This window comes from Candidatus Defluviilinea gracilis, from assembly GCA_016716235.1.
In the GTDB taxonomy this organism is placed as follows: Bacteria; Chloroflexota; Anaerolineae; order Anaerolineales; family Villigracilaceae; genus Defluviilinea; species Defluviilinea gracilis.
Map to the genome: position 1 here is coordinate 494,233 of JADJWS010000001.1, position 23,253 is coordinate 517,485.

17 protein-coding genes and 1 pseudogene are annotated in these 23,253 nt (G+C 55.1%); 8 read left to right on the top strand and 10 right to left on the bottom strand.

Annotation, left to right across the window (positions count from 1 at the left end; all coding sequences use genetic code 11):
• Positions 1-41 precede the first annotated feature (41 nt).
• Positions 42-2,633: a hypothetical protein gene (locus IPM31_02355; GenBank protein MBK9005815.1), complete on the bottom strand. Its 2,592-nt coding sequence runs from the start codon at positions 2,631-2,633 to the stop codon at positions 42-44.
• 422 nt (positions 2,634-3,055) lie between these two features.
• On the opposite strand from IPM31_02355, the gene IPM31_02360 reads away from it, so the two are divergent.
• Both IPM31_02360 and IPM31_02365 read left to right on the top strand, forming a co-directional pair.
• Positions 3,056-6,901 carry a GAF domain-containing protein gene (locus IPM31_02360; protein MBK9005816.1) on the top strand — a complete coding sequence of 1,282 codons (3,846 nt, stop codon included), beginning with the start codon at positions 3,056-3,058 and terminating at the stop codon, positions 6,899-6,901.
• Between the two features lie 13 nt (positions 6,902-6,914).
• On the top strand, positions 6,915-7,598 hold the full coding sequence (locus IPM31_02365) for a response regulator transcription factor (protein ID MBK9005817.1): 684 nt from the start codon (positions 6,915-6,917) through the stop codon (positions 7,596-7,598).
• Positions 7,599-7,640: 42 nt separating this feature from the next.
• On the opposite strand, the gene IPM31_02370 is transcribed toward IPM31_02365, so the two are convergent.
• From IPM31_02370 to IPM31_02380, 3 genes are all read right to left on the bottom strand, one after another.
• A complete protein-coding gene (locus IPM31_02370; protein MBK9005818.1) occupies positions 7,641-8,204 on the bottom strand; it encodes a metalloregulator ArsR/SmtB family transcription factor in 564 nt (187 codons plus the stop codon).
• Positions 8,205-8,343: 139 nt separating this feature from the next.
• Positions 8,344-8,721: a GIY-YIG nuclease family protein gene (locus tag IPM31_02375; GenBank protein ID MBK9005819.1), complete on the bottom strand. Its 378-nt coding sequence runs from the start codon at positions 8,719-8,721 to the stop codon at positions 8,344-8,346.
• A complete protein-coding gene (locus tag IPM31_02380; protein MBK9005820.1) occupies positions 8,711-9,259 on the bottom strand; it encodes a DUF2087 domain-containing protein in 549 nt (182 codons plus the stop codon). The genes IPM31_02375 and IPM31_02380 overlap by 11 nt, the downstream gene beginning before the upstream one ends.
• 197 nt (positions 9,260-9,456) lie before the next feature.
• Between IPM31_02380 and IPM31_02385 the strand changes: the two genes are divergently transcribed.
• Complete coding sequence (locus IPM31_02385) at positions 9,457-10,374, top strand: branched-chain amino acid transaminase (GenBank protein ID MBK9005821.1); 918 nt, start codon at positions 9,457-9,459, stop codon at positions 10,372-10,374.
• 55 nt (positions 10,375-10,429) lie between these two features.
• Here the strand turns inward: IPM31_02385 and IPM31_02390 are convergent, their stop codons facing one another.
• From IPM31_02390 to IPM31_02415, 6 genes are all read right to left on the bottom strand, one after another.
• Positions 10,430-11,173 carry a hypothetical protein gene (locus tag IPM31_02390; GenBank protein ID MBK9005822.1) on the bottom strand — a complete coding sequence of 248 codons (744 nt, stop codon included), beginning with the start codon at positions 11,171-11,173 and terminating at the stop codon, positions 10,430-10,432.
• A gap of 22 nt (positions 11,174-11,195) precedes the next feature.
• Positions 11,196-12,086 (bottom strand): peptidyl-prolyl cis-trans isomerase, encoded by an 891-nt coding sequence (locus IPM31_02395; protein ID MBK9005823.1) that lies wholly within the window; start codon positions 12,084-12,086, stop codon positions 11,196-11,198.
• A 129-nt stretch (positions 12,087-12,215) separates the two neighbouring features.
• Positions 12,216-13,868, bottom strand: a complete 1,653-nt coding sequence (groL, locus tag IPM31_02400) for a chaperonin GroEL (protein ID MBK9005824.1) — start codon at positions 13,866-13,868, stop codon at positions 12,216-12,218.
• An 85-nt stretch (positions 13,869-13,953) separates the two neighbouring features.
• Positions 13,954-14,256, bottom strand: a complete 303-nt coding sequence (gene groES / locus IPM31_02405) for a co-chaperone GroES (protein MBK9005825.1) — start codon at positions 14,254-14,256, stop codon at positions 13,954-13,956.
• Positions 14,257-14,471: 215 nt separating this feature from the next.
• Entirely contained in the window at positions 14,472-15,938 is a 1,467-nt protein-coding gene (locus tag IPM31_02410) for a tetratricopeptide repeat protein (GenBank protein ID MBK9005826.1), read from the bottom strand.
• Complete coding sequence (locus tag IPM31_02415; GenBank protein ID MBK9005827.1) at positions 15,935-17,191, bottom strand: tetratricopeptide repeat protein; 1,257 nt, start codon at positions 17,189-17,191, stop codon at positions 15,935-15,937. The genes IPM31_02410 and IPM31_02415 overlap by 4 nt, the downstream gene beginning before the upstream one ends.
• A 148-nt stretch (positions 17,192-17,339) precedes the next feature.
• Between IPM31_02415 and IPM31_02420 the strand changes: the two are divergent.
• The 5 genes and pseudogenes from IPM31_02420 (at position 17,340) to IPM31_02440 (ending at position 23,246) form a co-directional block, all read left to right on the top strand.
• Positions 17,340-18,481 (top strand): annotated as a pseudogene (locus IPM31_02420) (ISAs1 family transposase).
• A 62-nt stretch (positions 18,482-18,543) separates the two neighbouring features.
• Positions 18,544-19,314, top strand: a complete 771-nt coding sequence (gene trmD, locus IPM31_02425; GenBank protein ID MBK9005828.1) for a tRNA (guanosine(37)-N1)-methyltransferase TrmD — start codon at positions 18,544-18,546, stop codon at positions 19,312-19,314.
• A 38-nt stretch (positions 19,315-19,352) separates the two neighbouring features.
• Positions 19,353-20,627 carry an MFS transporter gene (locus IPM31_02430; protein MBK9005829.1) on the top strand — a complete coding sequence of 425 codons (1,275 nt, stop codon included), beginning with the start codon at positions 19,353-19,355 and terminating at the stop codon, positions 20,625-20,627.
• Positions 20,628-20,838: 211 nt separating this feature from the next.
• A complete protein-coding gene (locus tag IPM31_02435; protein ID MBK9005830.1) occupies positions 20,839-21,972 on the top strand; it encodes a BMP family ABC transporter substrate-binding protein in 1,134 nt (377 codons plus the stop codon).
• A gap of 107 nt (positions 21,973-22,079) precedes the next feature.
• Positions 22,080-23,246, top strand: a complete 1,167-nt coding sequence (locus IPM31_02440) for an ABC transporter permease (protein ID MBK9005831.1) — start codon at positions 22,080-22,082, stop codon at positions 23,244-23,246.
• Positions 23,247-23,253: the final 7 nt, after the last annotated feature.

Consider the following 23,253-nt stretch of genomic DNA (forward strand, 5'->3'; position numbering starts at 1 on the left):
ACGAAAACGGATCGTCCCTGTGAGTCTTCAATCGTCAAATCCTACGGAACCGCCACAAAATCAAACGAGGTGAACGAAGGGATCGCCACAGGGATCGGCACCACCGCCACTTCGAGCCTGGCTGAGCCAGTGGAGAGTTTCTTCGTTTCCTCCGCGGTCAGCGTCACTTGATACTGACCGTCGGCGACTGCGGTGGCATCGCCCACCGACACGACCGCGCCGCTCGCATCGTACAGGATGTATTTCACCCGCGCGATATCGGAGAGCAGATATGGCTGATCTTTGAAATTGATCGCCACATCGAACGTCGCTTCATCGCCCGATTTGACCTGCCCTGGCCCATCCAGCAGGGTCGTCGCCAACTTTGGCTCGCTAAATTGCGCCCAACGATCGGCGAGATCGGGGAAATCGGCAAACTGCTTAAGGACAACCGATTTTTCCGTGGGAAACGCCTGGTCGAGATAATAGGGACCCGTGCCAACCATATAGTGACCATGATCCGCAACCCATTGCTTGAGGTTGGCGTAGCGGAGGTCGGCTTCTTCTTTGGTCATAAATTGACTCATGGTCGCGGCGTACGGAATATGCGACTCAGCCGCCGCCTGATCGAGATACTTGCCGAGAATTTCGAGGCTCGGGCCGCCCACCCAGTTGGTTTGTTCCACTTCAAGCGTTCCGGCTTTATCTTCCGAATATGCCAGTTCGCCATTCACTTCTGCGAGGTTAGACACTGCCAGCACGGGCCAACTGTTCTCATACCCTAAACCATAAAGGTCCTGAGGCCAGAGAGTTAAGATGTTGAGTTCCGCGTTGGTGTTGTACGTATCGGAATACGCTTCGATGGTCAACGGGTCGGTGGAAACGATGCGATACCCTTTGAATGCCGCGAGCGTGGCGTTGATGCTCAATGCCAGCGCTTCATCGTACATTTTGCTTTCCGGTTTACCGGGGTCGAAACTCTGGATCATGTTCATCACAAAATCGCCCACAGAAAGCGGACTGCCATCGTGCCATTTCACCGTTTCGAACAAATCATCGGGATACACAACCAGGCTTTTGACATTGGCTGTCAGACCGTCGGGATACTTCTCGCCGACTGTGATGAAGCGTTGCTCGGTCGCGTCCCAATCGATCCAGGCGTCGGCGGGAACATCCACTTGGGGCGCCGCAGTCACGGTCAACCAATCGAGACTCTGATTGATCGGCAAACCTTCCTTATAAGTCAATTCGGCACTGGCAATACGCTGAGGATAGGCAAGCCCGGTATACGGATCAGCCATCAAACCGCCCGCGCCGGTGATATTGGAACTGCCCTGCGTGGTCATACGACTGACAAAACCATCCCAGATCCAGTTGCTTCCGGCGACCGAATTCCATGGCTCGGTGAACAGGTCGTTTGTGCCGATCTTCATCGTGCCGCCTTCTTGATCTTTGAAGCGCAAGTTGTACGGACCGACGTTTGTAGATTCGGGACCGGTCGCGAGATCATATGTCACTTGCACATTGTTGGCGTAAGGCGCATAGGTCTTTTGATCAATGACCCATACAAACAGCGAATCTTCCAGCGAAAGTTCGAGCCCGCGCGCCATCATGGCATCGCGTTCTTCCTTCGAGTCGTAATTGCCTTGCGCGAGGTCATCGCCGAGTTTTTGGAATTCGGGATCAGAGACATTCGAGATAAACGGTTCGCTCGCTTGCGTGCTCGTATTTAAGTAACTTTGTTGAATGTTGCCGCTCTCGTCGCGCAGTGAACCCAAACCAGAAACACCATAACCGGCGGTATATAAATTCCATTGACCTTCCGCCGCAACGGTCCCCTGCCAGATCGGGAAGGCTTCGGAAGCGGTCTTATACTGGCGGTCCACGGTAAAGCCGATGCTTTCGAGTTGATTCGATACGTAATCACCCATCGGCTGGCGCGTGCCATCGCCATCGGAACGGATGAGGAAGATCAACGTTACAGGCGCGCCGTTAAATTGCCATTTGCCATCCGCGCCGAGTTCGGCGCCCATGGCGGGCATTTCAGCGTCGATCACAGCCTTTGCGCGTTCCGTATTGAAAGCGTATTTGCTTTCCAAAGCGCGGGCGGTGTCGATCAGGTTGGTGTATTCGACCAACTCTGTGGTGATCGGGAACAGCCGAGGCAGTGAACCACCGGCGTAAATCTCCTGGTTCACATAATTGCGGTCGATCAACCAGTTCAAGGCTTCGCGGATCTTGCGATTCGAAAATGGATTCAACACAGCCGCATCCTCGAACACCGCCGGGTTCAAACTGATCCCGTAATAACCGCCGAGCGATTGCGTGCTGGAAAGACCCGATTCCTGAATCGCGGGGTACACGTCTGAAGCAAGATTGAACGAGAAGAAATCGATCGCGCCCGCCTGAATTTGCGAAAGGGCAGAATCGCCCGCCACGACGGAAATATCAATTTCATCCAACCAACCGCCGTGGCGCGTAGTGGCAGTCGCCGCGGGTTCTTCGGTTGCGGCTGGGGCTTCGGTTACAACGGGCGCTTCGGTTTCCGCCACAGGCGCCTCGGTCTCCGTTGCTTGTTGAGGAGCGCATGCGGCAAGCGCAAGGCTCAACGCCACCAGCAGGCTGAATAGGTGAAATACTTTACTTTTTTTCATGCTCTTCTCTCCTAAAAAATTTGAGTGAATCTTGATGCGAGGAATCAACATGCGCGATATTCTCGAGCCACCTCCTTTGAACCTATAGCGAGCGAGGCGGAAACCCGGTTGCGTAGACCGGGATCCCGCCTGACGCCGACGTATCGCTTTCTTGTGAGGAGATCGTTGAAAGCAAAGCGGATTAGCATGACTAACCTGCGCACATCATACCTACCCCGGAAAATTCAAGCATCCGCCTCGAAGCGTATTTCCCACCCGCATGAGTGATGGTTTGGGTTCCCTCGCAGAGATCATCGAACGTAGTATTCCCCTCGCGCGCCTGATCTGGAAAAACCCCTCCTCCGAGGGATATGGCGCTGTGCCTCCAGCCGAATAAAATCGGCTTCATACACGATACGGAATACGGGTCTATAATTAACACCATGCGCAGGATTTGGACGAGGCGATTCGGTTTCACCATCGGGATTCTGTTGCTCCTCTCGCAGGCTTCCTGCGCCGGGCGGGCAACGCCTCAAACCGCGCCTCAACCTGAATCGCCTGCGACCAGCCTCCCCGTCCGACCGGACCGCCTCTCCCCCGCCGACCTGCCCGCAATCTGCAATTGTGTCCCGCGCTTCGATACGCTCGGCATCGAGCAGGGACTCTCGCAAAGCTCCGGGCGAGTCATCTTTCAAGACCGTCAGGGATTTCTCTGGATCGGCACCGAGGATGGATTAAATCGTTACAACGGGTACAACTTCACCACCTTCAAGCGCGACCCCGGCAACCCCAACAGTATCAGCGACGGTTGGATCAACGATATTGTCGAAGACCACGATGGGTACCTGTGGATCGGCACGCGCCTGGGCGGGTTGAACCGCTACGATCCGCGCGCGGGCACATTTACTCATTTTCAACATACCGAGGGGAATAGCGCCAGCCTGGCAGACGACCATGTGACCGCGTTGCTGATCGACAATGAAAACCAACTTTGGGTCGGCACCTTGAGCGGGTTGGATCGGTTCGACCGGGAGACGCAAACCTTTCACCATATTCCATACCATGTCCCTCAACCCAGCACAAACGACGATCTGATCGTCACTCCAGAGCTGGATTCAGACGCGGAAAAAAACCAGGATGAAGCAAAGCCGGTGACCAGGTCTAAAAAACTGAGTAGCAAAAACATCAGCGCGTTGTTTCAAGATTCTGAGGGATTCATTTGGATCGGCACTCTCGATGGCGGCTTGAACGTGTTTGACCCGCCCTCCGAAACTTATACAAATTATTTGCCAGCGCCCGATTACCCTGGCAGTATCAGTAGCGGTCGTATCACTTCCATCGCGGAGGGGATCGATGGCGATCTGTGGATCGGCACACAAACCGGGTTGAACGTCTTCGACCCGGTGGAAGAAAAGTTCACCTCCTTTATGCACGATCAGGATGAGCCGCAATCGATCATCAGCGACGCCATTAACGTCCTGCGCATCGACGGCTCGGGAAATCTATGGATCGGCACACCCGAGGGACTGGACCGCATGAGCGCGGATCGTTCCCATTTCATCCACTATCGCAACGATCCAACCTTTCAACGGAGTATCAGCAATAACAGTATCCTCGCCATCTACGAAGACCGGGGAGGCGTGCTGTGGTTCGGGACGCACGGGGGAGGGATCAATCGCTACGACCGGGAACGCGACAAGTTCGCCTACTACCGCCACGACCCAGACGACCCGAACAGCCTGAGCGGGAATTTTATCTTTCCCATTTATGTGGATGATGAAGGCTATGCCTGGATCGGCACTTCAGACGCCGGGCTCAACCGTTTCCAATGGGAAACAGGCGCGAACAAAAAATACTATAACAACCCGCAAAACCCGGACAGTATCAGTTCCGATACGATCATCTCGATCTTCCAAGATAGCGATGGCATCCTCTGGGTTGGCACCACCAACGGGCTGGACCGGTACAACCCGGCGCTGAATTCTTTTACCCACTACCGCCGCGACCCCACCGACCCGGAGAGCATCAGCGCCAACTTCGTATACGCCATTTTCGAAGACAGCCGCAAACAACTTTGGGTGGGCACTTTCGTCGGGTTAGACCGCTTCGATAAGACCACCGGCGTGTTCACGCATTTCCGTTCGGACCCTGCCGACGAATCCACATTGAGCGGCGCCAAACCGCTCGCCATTGCCGAGGATAGCCGGGGCTATTTATGGATCGGCACCGCCGAAGCCGGGCTGAACCGCATGGACCCGGTCACCAACGAGGTAAAACAGTATCAGCACAAACCCACCGACCCGTCCAGTTTGAGCGGAGATTCCATCCTTTCCATCTACCTCGACTCGAAAGACAGGTTATGGATCGGCACCGCCGGAACCGGCTTGAATCTATATCACCCCGAAACCGATTCGTTCACTCACTATGTGGAAAAAGACGGACTACCCAACGGGTCTGTGTACGGAATCCTCGAAGACGGGGATGGGCGCCTCTGGATGAGCACCAATTACGGCATCGCCCGCTTCGACCCGGATACCGAAACCTTCCGCAATTACGATCGCGGCGATGGGCTACAAAGCAATGAATTTAACTCGAACGCGTTTGCGAAAGGAAAAAACGGCGAATTTTACTTCGGCGGAATCGACGGCTTGACCGTCTTCCACCCTCTCGAAATCACGGATAGCGCATACCCGCCGCAAATCTCCTTGTTGTCGCTCGACCAGGAGGGCCAGTCGCTTGCCGGCAACTCAAGCGTGGAAACACTGCGCGAGATCACCATCGCCTACCCGCAAACTTCGTTCGAGTTTGAATTTGCCGCCCTCAGTTTCAACCAACCCGGCAAAAATCAATACGCCTACACTCTCGAAGGCTTCGACACAAATTGGCATTTCATCGGCGCCCGGCGCAACGGGCGTTATACCAACCTGCCCGGGGGAACCTACACCCTGCTATTAAACGCCTCCAACAGCGACGGAGTCTGGAGTGAAACACCCACCCGCATTAAGCTGACGGTCATCCCGCCCTTCTGGCAAACCGTCTGGTTTCGCGCGCTCATCGCGGTATTTGCGGCGTTCGTGGTCGCGGGCGGGGTCCGCTTGCGGACAAAATCCATCCAGGATAGAAACCGCGCTCTGGAGCGTCTCGTAAAAGAGCGAACCTTCGCGCTGGAAACCAGAAACCGCGAAATGGAAGCGCTCTATCAGGCAGACGAGCGCATCCTGCGCAACGTCAGTTTGAATCAAGTCTTTCAAACGCTGGTCGATGTGGCAGTGGACATGCTCAACGCCGACCGAAGCGTGGTCTTTGCCTGGGATGAAAAACGAACTCGCGTGACGCCGCGCGTCAGCCGAGGCTTCGCGCCCGCAACGCTCAACGTCCTTGAATTTGAAAAAGGCGAAGGGATGATCGGCGAGGTGCTTGAGACCGGGCAACCGGTGATCGTGCGACAAATTGAGTTGAACGAATTTCAACCGAATATTCGCCAGGCGCTGATCGACGAGGGCATTCGCTCCTTCGCGCTAATCCCCATCACCGTCGATCGGAAAATCGTCGGCGTGTTCAAGGTCGGTTTCACCTCGCCCAACCTGATCGGCGACGACATCACCCGCCTGTTCTCCGCGATCACCCAGCGGGCGTCCATCTCGATCGCCAACATGGAACTCTTCGAACAGACCAAAGACCTGGCGGTCATGGAAGAACGTAACCGCCTCGCGCGCGACCTGCACGATTCGGCAAAGCAAAAAGCATTTGCCGCGCTTGCCCAACTGGGAACCGTCCGCAGTCGTTTGAACGGCAACGGCGACCCGGTCTCGATGCACCTCAGCGAAGCGGAAAATCTCGTCAGCGATGTGATTCAAGAATTAACCTTCCTCGTGCAGGAGATCTACCCGATCGCGCTACAAGAAAAAGGGTTACCCGCCGCCCTGCGCGACTACATCTACGAATGGGAGAACCGCAACGACACCACCATACAGTTGGTCAACCGTGGCGAGCGTCGCCTCCCCCTCGAAATGGAGCAAGCGCTCTACCGCGTGGCGCAAGAGGCGCTTGCCAACGTGGCGCGACACAGCAAAGCTCGCCGCATGGATATTTCCCTCGTCTATAATCACGACTCAGTGCAACTCTCCCTCGCCGACGACGGATGCGGTTTCGACCTTGAAAAAAAATCATACGGCATGGGCTTGCGTTCGATGCGCGAACGCGTAAGCAGTATTCACGGAACGGTGCAAATCCAAAGCGCGCCGGGACACGGAACAAGGATCCTGGTACAGGCGCCAATCAAAAATTGAGAAGGAAGCGGCTATGGCACAAAATAATCAAAACAACCGAATCAGCGTCATCATTGTGGACGATCACGAGGTGGTGCGGAACGGAATCCGTTCCTACATCGAAACCGTAAAAGAATTTCAGGTGGTTGGCGAAGCCGCCTCCGGCGAAGCCGCGCTCAAACTGATCTCTGATTACATCCCCGATATCGTTCTCCTTGATCTTATCATGCCCGGCATGGACGGCGTGGAGACTACGCGGCGCATCAAACAGATCAGCCCGCGCACGCAGATCGTGGTGCTGACTTCCTATCACGAGGATGTGCACATCTTCCCCGCGTTGAAGGCAGGCGCGATCTCCTATATCCTGAAAGATATGAAAATGGAAAAGTTGGTAGAGGCGTTACACCGCGCCGCGCAAAAAGAAGTGACATTGCATCCGCTGGTGGCGGCGCGCGTCCTGCAAAACATCCGCAGTGAGAACGGCGACGAACAGCCGCTCTTCACCGAACTCACCGAACGCGAACTGGATGTGCTGCGCCTGATCGCCAACGGAATGACCAACAGCCAGATCGCGGAGAAACTGGTCATCAGCGAGAACACAGTCAAGGGACACGTGAGCAACATCCTCAGCAAACTGCATCTCGCCGACCGCACGCAGGTCGCAGTGTACGCCTGGCAAAAGGGACTGGTCAACCGCGAGCAACTCGCGCGAAAATAAAGATGTAGAAAAACAGCCACAGCATAACCTGGGGCTGTTTTTCTATATCCTCCAATACTCTCCCCCACCGCCTTCGCGTTTCATCAAGCCCAATCCTACTAATTCGCGCCGCAACGTCGCTGTATCTTCATGATATTGCGCAAGGATTTCATTGACGCGTTTTTCACTGTAGCGCTTTCCCACATCGAACGCTTTCACCACGTAGCGGAGGATGGCATCGAATTTCTTGCGTTGCGACGGAAACGCCTTCAACGTTCCATCGCGGCGGGAATAATCTTTGATCACTTTTTTATCGTAAGCATCCGCATCCACATCCGCGACGACGGTCGAAAGTTCAGCTTGCGAGAACATGCTCCGCGATCTTGCCTCCAGCGTCTTACGATCCAATTGATACACGGTGTAATAACTTTCAGCGCGCGAGGTGACCAACCCCGCCTCGGCGAGCCGCGCCAAATGATGCGATACGGTGGATGGCTTGAGATTCAACAGCGCGGCAAGTTCCTCCACACTGTATGATTTCTCCGCCAGCAGACCGACGATCTTGAGGCGGTTCGCGTCTGCCAACGCTTTGAAAAATGTGACGAGTTCTTCGCTTGAGTTTGTCATGTTTTTTTACTGCGAAGGCTTGCACTGAGCCTGCCGAAGTGGCACGAAGGTCACTAAGGATGGACGAATGATGAGCGGATCGCCTTCTCATAGGTTTTCCCTTTGTGTTCTTTGTGACCTTTGTGGTTAAAAGCTTTCCTTATGCCTCACGGATCCTTGCATTGAGGTTATAACCGCGCTCGTCAAACGGCTGGAGTTTCTCCAGCCAGATCATCTCCAGGATGGTTAACTCATCTTCCAGATTGAAATTCGGATCATCCCTCCGTTGTACTTCTTCCAATATTTCAAAAGCAAATTTTTCGGCGCCCAGTTCATTCCAATCTTGTTGCAGGACTTTATTGGTATGACTGCCAACCTTCAGCATGAATCGATGCCGGTTGAGCGGTCCTTCCAAATTCAAACTGCTTCCAAGCAAAACTTTTCCATTGACAAGATTTTTCACTTGATACACGCCAGAGGGTTTGACGCGCTCCGCATATTCGCGGTTGAGTTCTCTTCTCGATTTCTTATTGTCCATCTTTAACTCTCCAATATTTCGACCCGTTGCTCTCACGCGCCATGAGACCGTGATCCACAAGATCGCGGCGCAGGGAGGCGACATCCACGTGAAAACGGCGCAGGATGGTGTTCACTTCCTTTTCGGTGTAATTTGCGTCGAAGGCGAAAACATCCACGACAAAGTTCAAAAGGATGACCAACTTTTTCGTTTCCAGCGGAAATTCCTTAATCGTTCCATCCGCATTGAGATACGCCTTCAACACTTTGCGGACATCCTCGGGCTGTTCCTGGTATTGCGGGCGACTATCTTTCAACTGTCCCCGCGCCAAAGACTCGACAGCCTTCTCGTCTAATTCGTACATCCCATCCGTTTCGCGGACAATGCCCGCGCGAACAAGAAAAGACAGATGCTGGAGCACGTCTCGCGCCGGGGCGTGCAATTGTTCGGCGATCTCGCTTTGCGCAGCAGGTCCATGCGCCAGCGCGCCGATCACGCGCAAGCGTTCGGCGGACGCCATCGCTTTGACAAAATCCAAAACTTCGGGCTGGGCATTCATGGTTCCGCTCACTTAATCTAATTCGATATTTATCGAATTAGATTTTAATAGGATTCCGTCACACGTCAAGAGCAGAAATGCCGACCCGTTGAGTCCAGCCCGCTATTTTGAATCAGCCGTAAGGGCGATTGATTCGGAGTCCTCAGGTATAATCCGCCCGTAAGAGTCGGTCCCAATCTCATTTTTTGGAGGCGCACGTGGATCTCTCGAAGCACGCTTATTTTGAAGGCAAGATCGTTCCCCTGTCTGAAGCAAAAATTAGCATCGCCGCGCACGCATTTCTGTATGGCACATCAGTGTTCGGAGGCATGCGCGCATTTTGGAACGAGGAGAAGAAGCGTCTCTTCGTTTTTCGCCCCTACGATCATTTTCGCAGACTGTTGCACTCCGCGAAGATGATGTCTATGAAAACGGGGTACGATGAAGAAAGCCTGATTCAAGTGACACTCGATCTTCTCCGAACGGACAACTGGAAGCAGGATATTTATTTCCGCCCCACGTTTTACAAGGCAGACCTGGGCATTGGCGTGCGCCTGCACGATATCAAAGATGAGTTCAGCATCTTTGTCATGGGGTATGAAAAATACGTGAAGAACGACACCGACGCGCATGTGACCTTCTCCTCATGGCGCCGGGTGGACGATAACGTCATCCCTGCTCGCGCTAAAGTGGCGGGCGCGTACGTCAATTCTTCGCTGATCAAGTCGGACGCCATACAATCGGGGTTTGACGAGGCGCTCGTGCTCGATAACAACGGTCACGTTTCTGAAGGCTCCGCCATGAATGTCTTTATGGTACGCGATGGAGCGCTGGTCACGCCGCCCATCACCGATAATATTCTCGAAGGCATCACCCGCAGAACGGTGATCGAACTTGCCCGCCGCGAATTGGGAATCGACGTGGTGGAACGCTCGATCGATCGCACAGAAGTGTATATCGCCGAAGAAATGTTCTTCGCCGGCACCGCCGCAGGCGTGACCGGCATCACAAAGGTGGACCACCGCCCCATTGGAAGAGGCGTAATGGGTCCCGTCACAACTCAACTGCGCGCGCTGGTGGATGATGCCGTGCGGGCAAAGCTTCCAAAGTACGAACATTGGAATGTGGCTGTGTAATAAAAAGCAGGAGACCCATATGGGTCTCCTGTTTTTCAATGGACAAATCGATCGATTACTTATTCTTCTTGAAACGCACCAGAACAAGATTTTTTCCGCAGTCGGCAGACGTGGGGACGGAAATTTGATCGGAAAGCGGCAAGCCATTTAAGTCTACGAGTTGAACATATAGCGCGGTCGAAGCGACCGGGGCGTTGCCCAACGCAAATTCAAAACCCGATGGGCCATATTCCTTGTTGATGCCGCTGACGGTCTGCATCTCGATGGTCTTGCCGTCCAGTATGCCTCGCAACACGATCACCTGACCGTAGATGTGGCTGTTATTAACATCCACCACCGTGCCGCCAATGCCCGCCCAATTGCACGCAAATTCAGGATGCACTACGGTGCTTTCCACCTGTTGGGTTGTGGCGCCGAAGGGAGCTTTGGGTGTGCGGGTGGCGGTGGGCGGTTTGCGCGTGCGCGTGGGCGGAATGAGCGAGAACGGCGTATTGGTTGAAAATGGGGTGAAGGTCGGGCGCGGCGTATCGCTGGCGGTCAGCGCAATGGTTGGGCTGGCAGTCCATGTCGCTTGCAACTGAAGCGGGGTGACGGTGGGCGTGGCTGTTTTCGGTCCCAATCCGCTGGGAGGCAAAATATTCAACTCTGAATTCGGATCGACGAACACCATGCCAAAGTAGATCACAAGACAAACGGTGGAAAGCAACATAAGGATCGAAAGAAAATCCCATACCTCAAGCTTTCGCCCTCCGCCGCGCGATCCCGATTGTTTGCCGTCGAAATTAAAATCATCACTCATCAAATTGCTCCGTATAGCGAAACTACTGCGTCACGATCACAGCGGATTGACGTTGCTCCGCGACCCAATGCTTCAGCGCAAGTTCCTGCAACGATAACAAGGCATCCGGCGAAAGCGGGCGCGCCGGGTCGCGCGCCAGAATTCTCAAAATATGGAAGCCAACATCTGTGGCGATCACATCCGTGTGTTCGCCCACTGCTAAATTAAACGCGGCGTCTTCGATCTCTTTATTGAGCAAATAGCCTCGCGGCACCCAGCCGAGATCGCCGCGCGTGACCGGGTCGGCTTTCAACGCGAGGTCGTCAAAGTCGCTTCCGCCGTTCAATTGCAGGAGAAAACTTCGCGCTGTGTCTTCATTATAGAGCAAAATCTGCTGGAGGTGGACTTGCTCGGCTGTGGCAGGCACGGATGAAATGATTTTGTCACGCATCCAGGCGGATTCGACCGCGCGCTTCAACGCGGACTGGAAGGCTGGGTCGCTGTACCCATGACTCGTTTTCCACGCTTCGAGCGCGTCGGCTCCGCCAAGTTGTTGTGTCAGCGAATCGATGCGCGCTTGCAGGGCGGCGTCATCGAGGGTAAAGCCCTCCGCGCGGGCGGCTTGCGCAAGGAGCATTTGCGCCACGAGATCGTCGATCACCGCGCTGGTTGCCGTCGCCGAATCGGCCGGGGCGCCGAGCGCGGCTTGCGCGTTGATGTAATCCGCCACGTCCGCGTTGAATTCGACGAGGGTGACTCCTTCGCCGTTGACAGTTAACGCAAGCGGCTCTGGTGTGGAGGTCGGAGGCTCAGGCGTGGAGGTTGCTGAGGGTGTGTCAACAGGCTGAACCGTCGAGGGAGAAGCGCATGAAGTGAGTCCGAGCGCGAGGATGAGAAATATCCAGATGAAGTTGCGGCGATGAGGTTGAGGCATTATCCCCCGATTATAAATTAAATATGCAGGGGCAGACTTGCGCGTCTGCCCCTGCATAAATCGATCGTTCGGAGCGCGGACTTGAGTCCGCACACGAAGCGGACTGAAGTCCGCATTCCGGATTGGCTCTTAGTAATCCATTCCACCGGGCGGCATGGCGGGAGCGGGTTTATCCTTCTCGGGCATGTCGGTGATGAGCACGTCGGTGGTGAGGATCATCGAAGCGATGGAGGCGGCATTTTCAAGCGCGCCGCGCACCACTTTGACCGGGTCAATCACGCCGGCTTCGATCATGTCCACATACTTGTTGGTGAGCACGTTGTAGCCGATGTTCTTGTTTTTCTTTTCGGCGGCGGTGCGGCGGACGGTGTCGATGATGACGGAACCATCCTGCCCGGCGTTGGAAGCGAGTTTGCGGATCGGGGCTTCGAGCGCCTTCTTGACGATGTTGATGCCCACGCGGACTTCGCTGTCGTCGTCGCCGTTCTCTTTGGCAAGTTTATCCAACTTGGAGGCGGCATTGATGAGGGAAATTTCACCGCCGGGGACGATGCCTTCTTCCACTGCGGCGCGCGCGGCAGAGAGCGCGTCTTCCACGCGATGTTTCTTTTCCTTCATTTCGGTTTCGGTGGCTGCGCCCACGCGAATGATGGCGACGCCGCCGCTCAACTTGGCGAGGCGTTCCTGAAGTTTTTCCTTGTCGTAGTCGCTGGTGCTTTTATCGATCTCAGAGCGGATTTCCTTGATGCGGCCCTCGATGTCCGCCTTCTTGCCTTTGCCGCCAACGATGGTGGTGTTCTCTTTGTCGGAGACGACTTTCTCGGCGCGACCCAAATCTTGAAGGGTGGCGGTTTCGAGTTTGCGGCCCGTCTCTTCGGCGATCACGGTTCCGCCGGTGAGCTTGGCGATATCTTCGAGCATGGCTTTGCGGCGGTCGCCGAAGCCGGGGGCTTTGACAGCCAGCACGTTCAACATGCCGCGTAGTTTGTTGAGGACGAGTGTGGCGAGCGCTTCGCCGTCGATATCTTCGGCGATGATGACGAGTTCGCGCTTGCCGATCTGCACGAGTTTTTCGAGCAAGGGAACGATGTCTTGCGCGGCGGAGATCTTCTTCTCGTTGATCAACACGTACGCGTCGGAGATCACCGCTTCCATCTTCTCGGTGCTGGTGATGAAGTACGGGGAGAGGTAACCGCGATCGAACTGCATCCCTTCGACGAATTCGGTTTCGAATTGCAGGGACTTCGACTCTTCGACGGTGATAACGCCGTCTTTGCCGACTTTGTCCATCACATCGGCGATCAAGCCGCCGATCTCTTCGTCGGCGGCGGAGTTGGTCGCGACGGAGGCGATGTCGCCCTTGGTATCGATCTTCACCGACATCTTGCGGAGTTCTTCCACGATGGTTTCGGTGGCGAGTGAAATGCCGTGCTTGAGGAGCATCGGGTTGTAGCCGGCTTCAAGCGTCTTCAAGCCTTCGTTGACGATGGCATGAGCCAGCACGGTCGAGGTGGTTGTGCCGTCGCCGGCGATGTCGTTGGTCTTCGACGCGGCTTCTTTAAGAAGTTGCGCGCCCATGTTCTCGAACGGGTCTTCGAGTTCAATTTCCTTCGCAACGGAAACGCCGTCGTGAGTGACGGTCGGGGAGCCGAATTTGCGATCGATCGCCACGTTGCGGCCCTTCGGTCCGAGGGTTGCGCCGACCGCGTTGGCAACCACGTTCATACCGTTCTTGAGTTTGCGGCGGGCGTCTTCTGAAAAGACAATTTGTTTAGCAGCCATAGTAATAATCCTCCGGGTTGTGTGGCGCGCGCTCTAGCGTCTAACGCGCCCGGCGTTAGAGAACGCCGATTACACAGTATGTTTGTTAGCCTTCAACGATGGCTAAAATATCGTTCTCTTTGAGGATGAGCAGTTTCTTGCCATCCACTTTCACTTCGGTGCCGGAATATTTCGCGTACAGCACTCGGTCCCCCACTTTGACGTCCATGGCGATGCGCTTGCCGTCTTCGTCGCGCTCGCCGGGTCCCGCCGCAAGGATTTTGCCTTCCTGCGGTTTTTCCTTTGCGGTTTCGGGAAGGATGATGCCGCCGGCAGTAATATCTTCCTGCTCGATCGGCTCAACGATCACGCGTCCGCCAAGGGGCTTCAACTTCAATTTGCTTGCCATCTTTCTGCCTCCTGATTGGAATTTAGAATATTCATGAAATTAGCACTCTGCTTGCACGAGTGCTAAACGCAATAATACTCATTTCAAGAGGGCAAGTCAAGGGGATTGTAAAAATTCTTATGGAGTTCTGATGCCGCCCCCACCCAGCCCTCCCCCAAAATCCGACGAACCCCAGTCGGATTTTGGGGGAGGTGCCGCTTCAGCGGCGGAGGGGGTCAAGGCGTCGGGGTTGCAGTGACTCCCCCACCCGCTTCACTCGGGACGGGTGAGGCTGGCGCGCCATCGTCAGCCAACGACGCGCAGATGAATTCTCCCGTTTGCACAATGCCGAGGATCGTCTGTTGTGAATCAGCATAATCGTCCGGATTGTTGCGGAGTTCAGTCCGCACATCGTTCAGTACTTTCATCGCTTCGCCGCATTGATTAGCCCTCGGGCGGCTCAACGCGGACAAGACCGACCCATAAGTGTAGTAATAAACAATGGTATTCGGCGAAATCGCAAGCCCCGGCACATCGACCGGGTTCTCGTTGAGGTCGGGGAAACAACGTTCCAGTCCGCGCCCTTTGCACGAATCTTCACCGGAGCAACCATAGGTCGCGCACTTAAAGGAGAAGATCGAACCTTCATAATTCCGGGAGCGAAAGTATACGATCCCCAACTGTCCGTAAATATCGGGGTTCGACGGTTCATATTCCAACGCTTTTTGCACGTTACGCGCGGCGGCAAAATATTCGCCCAACTGTGAATACGTCCGCGCAATGGACAAATGCGGACCCGGGTCTTTGACTTTGATCTGTTCATTAATCCGCACCGCTTTATCAAAATACTCCAGCGACTTTACATACGTGGGACGCGCCGCCTCGATGCCTTGTCTATTTGCAATATCGAACGCAAGGATGCGGTAGTTTGCCCCGGCGCGGGTGTATAGGAACGTAAAATTCGGCTCGATGGCGATCGCCTTGTCCCATTCGGTGATGGCAAGGTTGTATTGACCGAAGGTTTCCAGCACTGCCGCATTCACGCGGTGAACGTCCATGAGGGTATCGTCCTGCGCGAGCGCTTGCTTAATGGTCAAATCCGCCTGGTCCCATTTCTGCTGATCGAGCAACACTTCAGCGTAGTACACCAACGCCAGCGTGTTGGAATTATCCAACTGCAACGCGGTTAATGATTCGGCCTCCGCGTCGCGCAAGAAATCTTGCACTTCTTCGGTGGTGCGAAAGTTGGAGTTGGCGTTCCAGTCCAACGTGAACGCGCGGATGGCGTGCGCGGTGCTATCATCCGGCGCAAGTTCAACGGCTTTGGTCGCCGATTCGAGCGCCTCAGTGAGACGCGCCTTTTTCTGCTCGTTGGTAATGAGGAAGGCAGACGAATACGTTTGGATACGCGCCAGTTTTGCCCACGTTTGGGCGTCGCCGGGGTTCACGTCCACAGCCGCGCGGTAGGCTTGAATCGCCGCGTCCACGTTCCCCGCGCTGAAGTAGGCTTCCCCTTCCAAGATCAACGATGCGGGTGAACGAGTGGGAGTCGGCGTGTTTTGAAAGAGCGGTTGAATGTCTCCACTGCTGATCTGCTGAAGAATCCAGATCCCGCCGAGGAGCATCACCACCCAAATGAACATGCGGTAGATATTCGACTGCGGCTTGCGGTTGAAGAGCGGACGACGCGGTGAAATATTCATGGCGTGGGAGTTGTAGACGGAGGCGCGGCGGAGGTCGCCTCTGCGCTTGCCGGTGTAGATGTGCTGGCGGGCGGGTTGGCAAGATTCTCTTCACAGATGCGAATCATTTCGCCCGCGTTGAACACTGCCGTTTCATCGGTTGGAATCTTGGATTGGATCTCCTGGGCGATCTGTAATGCCTCGCCGCATTGACCGGTACGCGCCAGGGCGAGTCCGTAGGTGTAATAAATCTCCGCCAATCGAATATCATTTCCGACGAGCGAAAGACCTTCGATGGGGCTTCCATCTTCCGCCGCGCCGCCGAAAATGGCGAGGCGCAGTTGCGCGATCGCCTCTTTCCATAGATCGTTTTGATAATACATCACGCCAAAGTTGCCGCGCAAACGCGGGTCCACCGGGTTGTTTTGCACGGCGGTCTCGGCGTATTGCAAGGCTTTAGGCAATTCGCCTGTCCCCGCATAGGTGCGCGAAATATACAGGTCGGGGTAGGGGTCGGCGGGGTTCAGCACATCGGCGCGCGTGAACGCGTCGATCGCCTGAGAGGGCGCGCTGATGGCGCGATAGTTCAACCCGATCCGCAAATGCAAATCGGCGATATTGTCGTTATACGATAATGCCTGTTCGAATTCGCGGATCGCCTCATCGTAATTATCCGTTACCTCCAACAAAATGCCGCGCGCGCGGTGCGCTTCCATGGTGTCGGGGGCGAGAGCCAGCGCCACTTTCGATTCTTCAATCGCCTTTGTAATGTTATCGAACGAGCCAGAGTCGACAAGGATCTCTGTGTAATACGCGTGGACAAGCCCATTATTCGGGTCGATTTGCAACGCTTCCTCGATCCAACGGAGCGCATCGGAAGTATTGCCCTGCGCGTTCGCCGCCCAGGCGCGCACCGCGATCGCCAGCGCGTTGCCGGGGTCGAGCAATAACGCGTTCTCCGCGTTGGCTTGCGCGTCGGCAGGTTTGCCAGCCAACACTTGCACGCGGGCAATGGCAATATATAACGCCGCATCCTGCGGCGACGAGCGGATCGCCTCCTGATACGCCTCGATGGATTGGATGAACTTGCCTTCGGTGGCAAGCTGGTCGGCATCGGTCACGAACGATTCGGCGGAACGGGTGGGCGTTGGGGTCGCCTCGAACGGGTTTGGCTGGGTTGGCAAATAGATTTGATTGAAGTAATAGCCGAATGCCGCCACCAACAGAAAAACGATCCAGCCAAAATAATTTGGGCGGCGTTTGCGGCGGTTCATACTCCACTTACTGCTTCTCGGTAAATACATAATTTCATATTACCATGAAAAAATGAAGGAGCATTAAGGCGAGGAAAGTGGAAAGTGGAAAGTTAGGGCGATTGCATCTAAATTGAGGTAAAAAAGGGCTATCTTGAAGGAGGTAGCCATGACAAAGAAGCCATTGGAGGCGATCGCCGAGCATTTTAGCAAAGTGAGCGATCCGCGGGTGGATCGAACGAAGGAACATAAACTCATAGATTTGATCAGCATCGCCATATGTGCGGTGATCTGTGGAGCGGAAGGCTGGACGGACATTGAGCATTTTGGGAATAGCAAGATAGTCTGGCTGAGCACGTTTCTTGAATTGCCGAATGGTATCCCGTCGCATGACACTTTTGGTCGGGTCTTCTCGAAGTTGGATGCCCAACAGTTCCAGTTGGCGTTTTACGAATGGGTCTGGGCAGTCAATGAGATCATCCCAGGGCAAATCATCAATATGGATGGGAAGCGTTTGGGTGGCTCGCAGGATCGGCTACTGGGCAAACGAGCCATTTATATGGTCAGCGCTTGGGCGGAAGAAAACGAGATTGTTCTGGGACAGCGTAAAGTGGACGAAAAGTCGAACGAGATCACCGCCATCCCCGAATTACTCAAGATTCTGGCGCTTGCAGGCTGTATTGTGACCATAGATGCCATAGGAACCCAAACCAATATTGCCCAAACCATCGTCGCAGCTCAGGCAGATTATGTTTTGAGTGTGAAAGAGAACCAGGGGCGTCTGTTTGAAGATATTTCGGTCGTGTTTGCGGTCGATCAAGCCCACAACTTCAAATATGCTTCCCTGGACTATGACAAGACAGCGAATAAGGGACATGGGCGCATAGAAATTCGAGAATGCTGGAGTACCTCTGATCCTGCCTATCTAAACTTGATTCGTAACAAAGAAAACTGGCTGGTCTGCAAAGCATTGTCATGCTCGTGTGCACGCGGAACGTGGCTGGCAAGGAAACCAAAACAGTACGCTACTATATCTCCAGCCTGCCCAGTCACCCGAAACGATTGTTACATCTGGTGCGCAGACACTGGGCGATTGAAAATGAACTGCACTGGGTCTTGGATGTGGCTTTGCGGGAAGACCATAGTCGTGTGCGTAAAGATCAAGCTCCTGAAAACTTCGCCGTCCTTCGCCACATTGCGCTCAATCTGCTCAAACAGGAGAAAACCGCCAAAGGCGGTATGCATGCCAAGCAACTCCAAGCCGCTTGGAACCAGGATTACCTCCTCAAAGTCCTCGCCTCACCGATTTAGATGCGATTGCCCTAAGTGGAAAGTAGAAAGTGGAAAGTGGAAGAGGATGATAAAATCGCCGCATGAAGTTCGAGGTCTTCACGCTTCTCCCCGAAGTATTTTCCCCCTATTTGGCATCCAGTATTCTCAAACGCGCGAACGAGCGGGGACTCATCAGCGTGGGCTTGCACAACATCCGCGACTACACACACGACAAACATCACGTCACCGACGATACGCCCTACGGCGGAGGCGGCGGGATGGTGATGAAACCTGAGCCGGTCTTTGAAGCGGTTGAATCGGTTCTGGGACACGCTCCGCTTCAACCTTCGGGTCAGCCTGTTCCAATCATTCTGCTTACCCCGCAGGGACGCGTTTTCACCCAGCGCATTGCCGAAGAATTGTCGCAACACGAACGCATCGCAATGATCTGCGGACGCTACGAAGGCGTGGACGAACGCATCCGCGAGCGCCTCGTCACCGATGAAATTTCCATCGGCGATTATGTGTTGACCGGCGGCGAACTCCCCGCGCTGATTTTGATCGACGCCGTCTCGCGTCTCATCCCCGGCGTGTTGGGCGACCCCACCGGCGCGGAAGATGACTCGCACTCGATGGGCTTGCTCGAATATCCGCATTACACCAAGCCGGCGGAATTTCGCGGCTGGAAGGTTCCCGAAGTGTTGCAAAGCGGCAATCATGCAATGATCGACAAATGGCGCAGGGAGCAATCTCTGCTCCGCACATTGAATAAACGACCGGATATGCTGGAGAAGGCGGAGTTATCCGACGAAGATCGAAAGTTGGCGGCAAGCTTATCGTCGAAAGTCGAAAGTCGAAAGCAGGATGTTTGACCTTCGACTTTTGACCATTGAATCAACCTGGAGGAGATATGTCAACACGATTGAACTACGGCAAGACCTTCCTGCTCGGTTTCGGTTTTTTTGGGGTGAGTGTCATCTGGGGGGTATACAACGCGTTCGTCCCCATCTTTCTCTCCGAAAAATTTGACGTTGCTCCCGCGCTCATCGGCTTCTTCATGACGTTGGATAACATCGCGGCGTTGTTCATCCAGCCGCCGGTCGGCGCATGGTCCGATCGCTTGCGAACTCCGCTGGGTCGGCGGATTCCGTTCATCATCATCGGCGCGCCGCTCACCGCGCTGGCGTTTGGATTAATTCCCGTTGCGTCGATCATTCCTCTGTTTGTGGCTTGCACCAGCACAACATTGCTCAGCGCGGCGTTGTGGCGGACCCCGGTCGTGGCGTTAATGCCAGACATCACCCCCTCCGCATTCCGCTCACAAGCGAATGGGGTCATCAACTTCATGGGCGGACTCGGCTCCATCATCGCATTGCAGACCGGCGGTTTGTTGTACAAGATGAGTCCCAATTTCCCATTTTGGATGGGTTCCGCATTGGTGTTGCTGGCGGCGTTGGTGGTGTATCTGTTCATTGAAGAGCCGAAGGAGTATGAACAAGCGGAACAACAACCGGGCTTGCTGGCGAGTCTGAAAGAAGTATTTGCCGATGAAGAGAAAAGCGGACTGCGCCTCTTGCTTGCCATCTTCTTCTGGTTCGTCGGTTATTCCGCGGTTGAAACCTTCTTCACGTTATACGCCAGGAACCGCCTCGGTTTGGAGGTGGGAGACGGCGCGACATTGTTATCGGTTCTGCCGCTTTTCTTTGTGCTGTCTGCCATTCCCGCCGGCTTTTTGGGAAGCCGCATCGGTCGCCGGGTGACGATCGCCATCGGTTTGATCATGCTGATCATTATGTTGATTCTGATCTACATCACACCGGTTGAGGCGTTGTTGACGGGGATCGCGCCCCTGCCGCTTGTAGGGATTCCACTTGTGGAGGGCGGCGCGCGGATGTTGACGCTGGCGGGCGTTCTGTTGATCTTCGGCGGAATCGGCTGGGCGTTCGTCAATATCAATTCCCTGCCGATGGTGGTGGACTTGACCGGCGCGGCGCGCATCGGCACGTTCACCGGGTTGTATTATTTATTTTCCACGTTATCGGCAATCGCAGGTCCTAATCTCAATGGATGGGCGGTGCAGTTGGCGAACAACAACTACAACATCATCATGATCATCTCGCCGGTGTTCATGGCGATCGCGTTATGGCTGATGCTGGGAGTCCGCCGGGGGGAGGCGCAGGCGTAGGGTTAGGAGCAGAGTCACTCCGCGAGTGACTCGCTTTGTCGTCCGCGAGCCGGCGTGGTGGTCTACAGTTTCAGTTTGTCAGGCGACTTTGCAAAGCCCATAACATGATGGAAAGCACGCTTGTCGAATGTTTCAAGTGATTGTATACTTGCCGCCGAAAAGGGTTTGTGTAAACCCTACCAATCAATACCCTGAAAGAGGAGAAGAAACAATGAAGAAGTTGAATATGATGATTGCTTTGTTGGTCATCGCTTCCGTGGTTCTGGCCGCCTGCACCCCTGCGGCAACAGAAGCGCCCACGCAAGCGCCTGCGCCCACCGAAGCGCCCACCGAAGCGCCGACAGCGGCTCCGACCGAGCCGCCGGTTGTCGAACCGACCGCCGCTGACTGCCCCAAGGCAGAAGTGTTCTGCGTGGGTCTCGTGACCGATGTGGGCAAGATCAACGACAAGTCGTTCAACCAATCTGCCTGGGAAGGCGTTTTGCAATCCCAGACCGATGGTGTGGCTGACATTGTCCAATACATCGAAACGACCGATGCGAAAGATTACGCCAAGAACATCGGCACGTTCGGCGATGCCGGCTTCGATGTGATCGTGACCGTCGGTTTCGCGCTCGGTGAAGCGACTGTTGCCGCCGCGGCAACCTACCCCGATGTGAATTTCATCGGTGTGGATCAGTTCCAGGCTGCGGAAACAGACGGCGTGGCGGGTCTGAACTTCCCTGAAGATCAGGCTGGCTTCCTCGTCGGCGCGCTTGCCGCTTCGATGAGCAAGAGCCACAAGATCGGCGCCGTGTGCGGCACCGATGTGGTTCCTCCCGTTTGGCGCTTTGGCGAAGGCTACAAAGCCGGCGCCGCGTATGCCGATGGCATGAACGGCACCACCACCGAAGTATTCGTTGTGTATCACAGCGATGTGGGCTTCGATAAGACCTTCACCGACCCCGAGTGGGGCGCGCAGACCGCCACGTCCATGATGGACAACGGCGCGGATGCGATCTTCGGTTGTGGCGGCATTACCGGTAACGGCGCCATCACCGCCGCCGCCCAGGCTGGCGCTTACGCCATCGGCGTGGATACCGATCAGTACCTCACCCTGCCCGAAGCGGCTCCTCGCATGCTCTCCAGCGCGATGAAGCTCATCACCCCGGGCGTGGCTGAATTGATCGCCGCCGCCAAGGATGGTTCGCTCACCTACGGCAACGTGTTCGGTGACGCGGGTTACGCTCCGTTCCACGATGTGGCAGGCGAAGTTCCCGCCGAAGTTTCCGCGATGATGGAAACACTCAACGCCGCGCTGCTCGACGGTTCGGTTAAGACCGAAGTTCCGCCGGTCAAGCCGTAAGTTAAAAACGCTCAAAAGAAAGGGAAAGAGGCTGAGCCTCTTTCCCTTTTTGTTTTGATGGCGGGTTGATATAATCAAACTAAATTCAATGTGTACTGGAGCGATGGATGCCATCAGAAACGAAAACAACTTCGCTATCGAAATTTACATCGTCATTGACGCGGTTTATTGAGTGGATCGATCCGATCCTGGTTCCCCTGCTCGCCATCCTGACCTCCATGATCGTGGGCGGCATCATCATCAAATCTGTTGGCGGCGATCCCCTCCTGGCGTATAAGGGTCTGCTGGAAGGCTCGTTCGGTTCCGCCGAACTCGGTCCGGTAAAATCACAACGCGCTATCAGTGAAACCGCTGTTTGGGCTACGCCCTACATTTTTGCGGGGTTGGCTGTGGCGCTGGCGTTCAAAGGCGGTTTGTTCAATATCGGCGCGGAGGGTCAACTTGCCCTCGGCGCTGTTTTTTCATCGCTGATCGGTTACGCCCTGCCCGGCTGGCTTGGCGTGGATCTGCCGACGATCATTCACTTGCCCCTGGCAATTTTGGGAGGCTTGGTGATGGGCGGGATTTGGGCGGGAATTGTGGGCGCGCTCAAAGCCTATACCGGCGGCCATGAGGTGATCAACACCATCATGATGAACTATATCGCGCTCAACTCCACATCTTTTTTGCTGAACGGTGTGATGAAAGACCCCAGCCCCACAAACGTCATCGCCCGCACACCGCTGATCGCGGAAAGCGCGCGCTTTGCCCCGATCTTCGAGGGATTGCGCGTCCATTGGGGATTTGTGTTGGCATTATTGACCGCCGTTTTTATCTGGTGGTTATTGAATAAGACCACGCTTGGGTTTGAGATCCGCACGGTGGGCGCGAACCCCGACGCGGCTCATTATGCGGGGGTCAACGTGAAGCGCGCGATCATCCTGACCATGTTCCTCTCGGGAGCGCTGGCTGGGATGGCGGGCGCCATTGAAGTGACGGGGTTGAACTATCGCCACGAACTTGGGTTTTCACAGGGATACGGTTTTGACGCCATCGCCATCGCGTTATTGGGGAAGTCGCATCCGATCGGCGTGGTGCTTGCTTCGATTCTATTTGCCGCCATGCGAAACGGAGCGACCCGCATGCAATTCCTCACACAAATGCCGGTGGATCTGATCTCCATGATCCAGGCATTCATTCTGCTTTTTGTCGCGGCAGACGCCATCGTGCGTTTTATCTTTCGCATCAAATCGAAGGGCGAGCGCGTTGTGCTCACCCGAGGATGGGGAGGCTAGGACAATC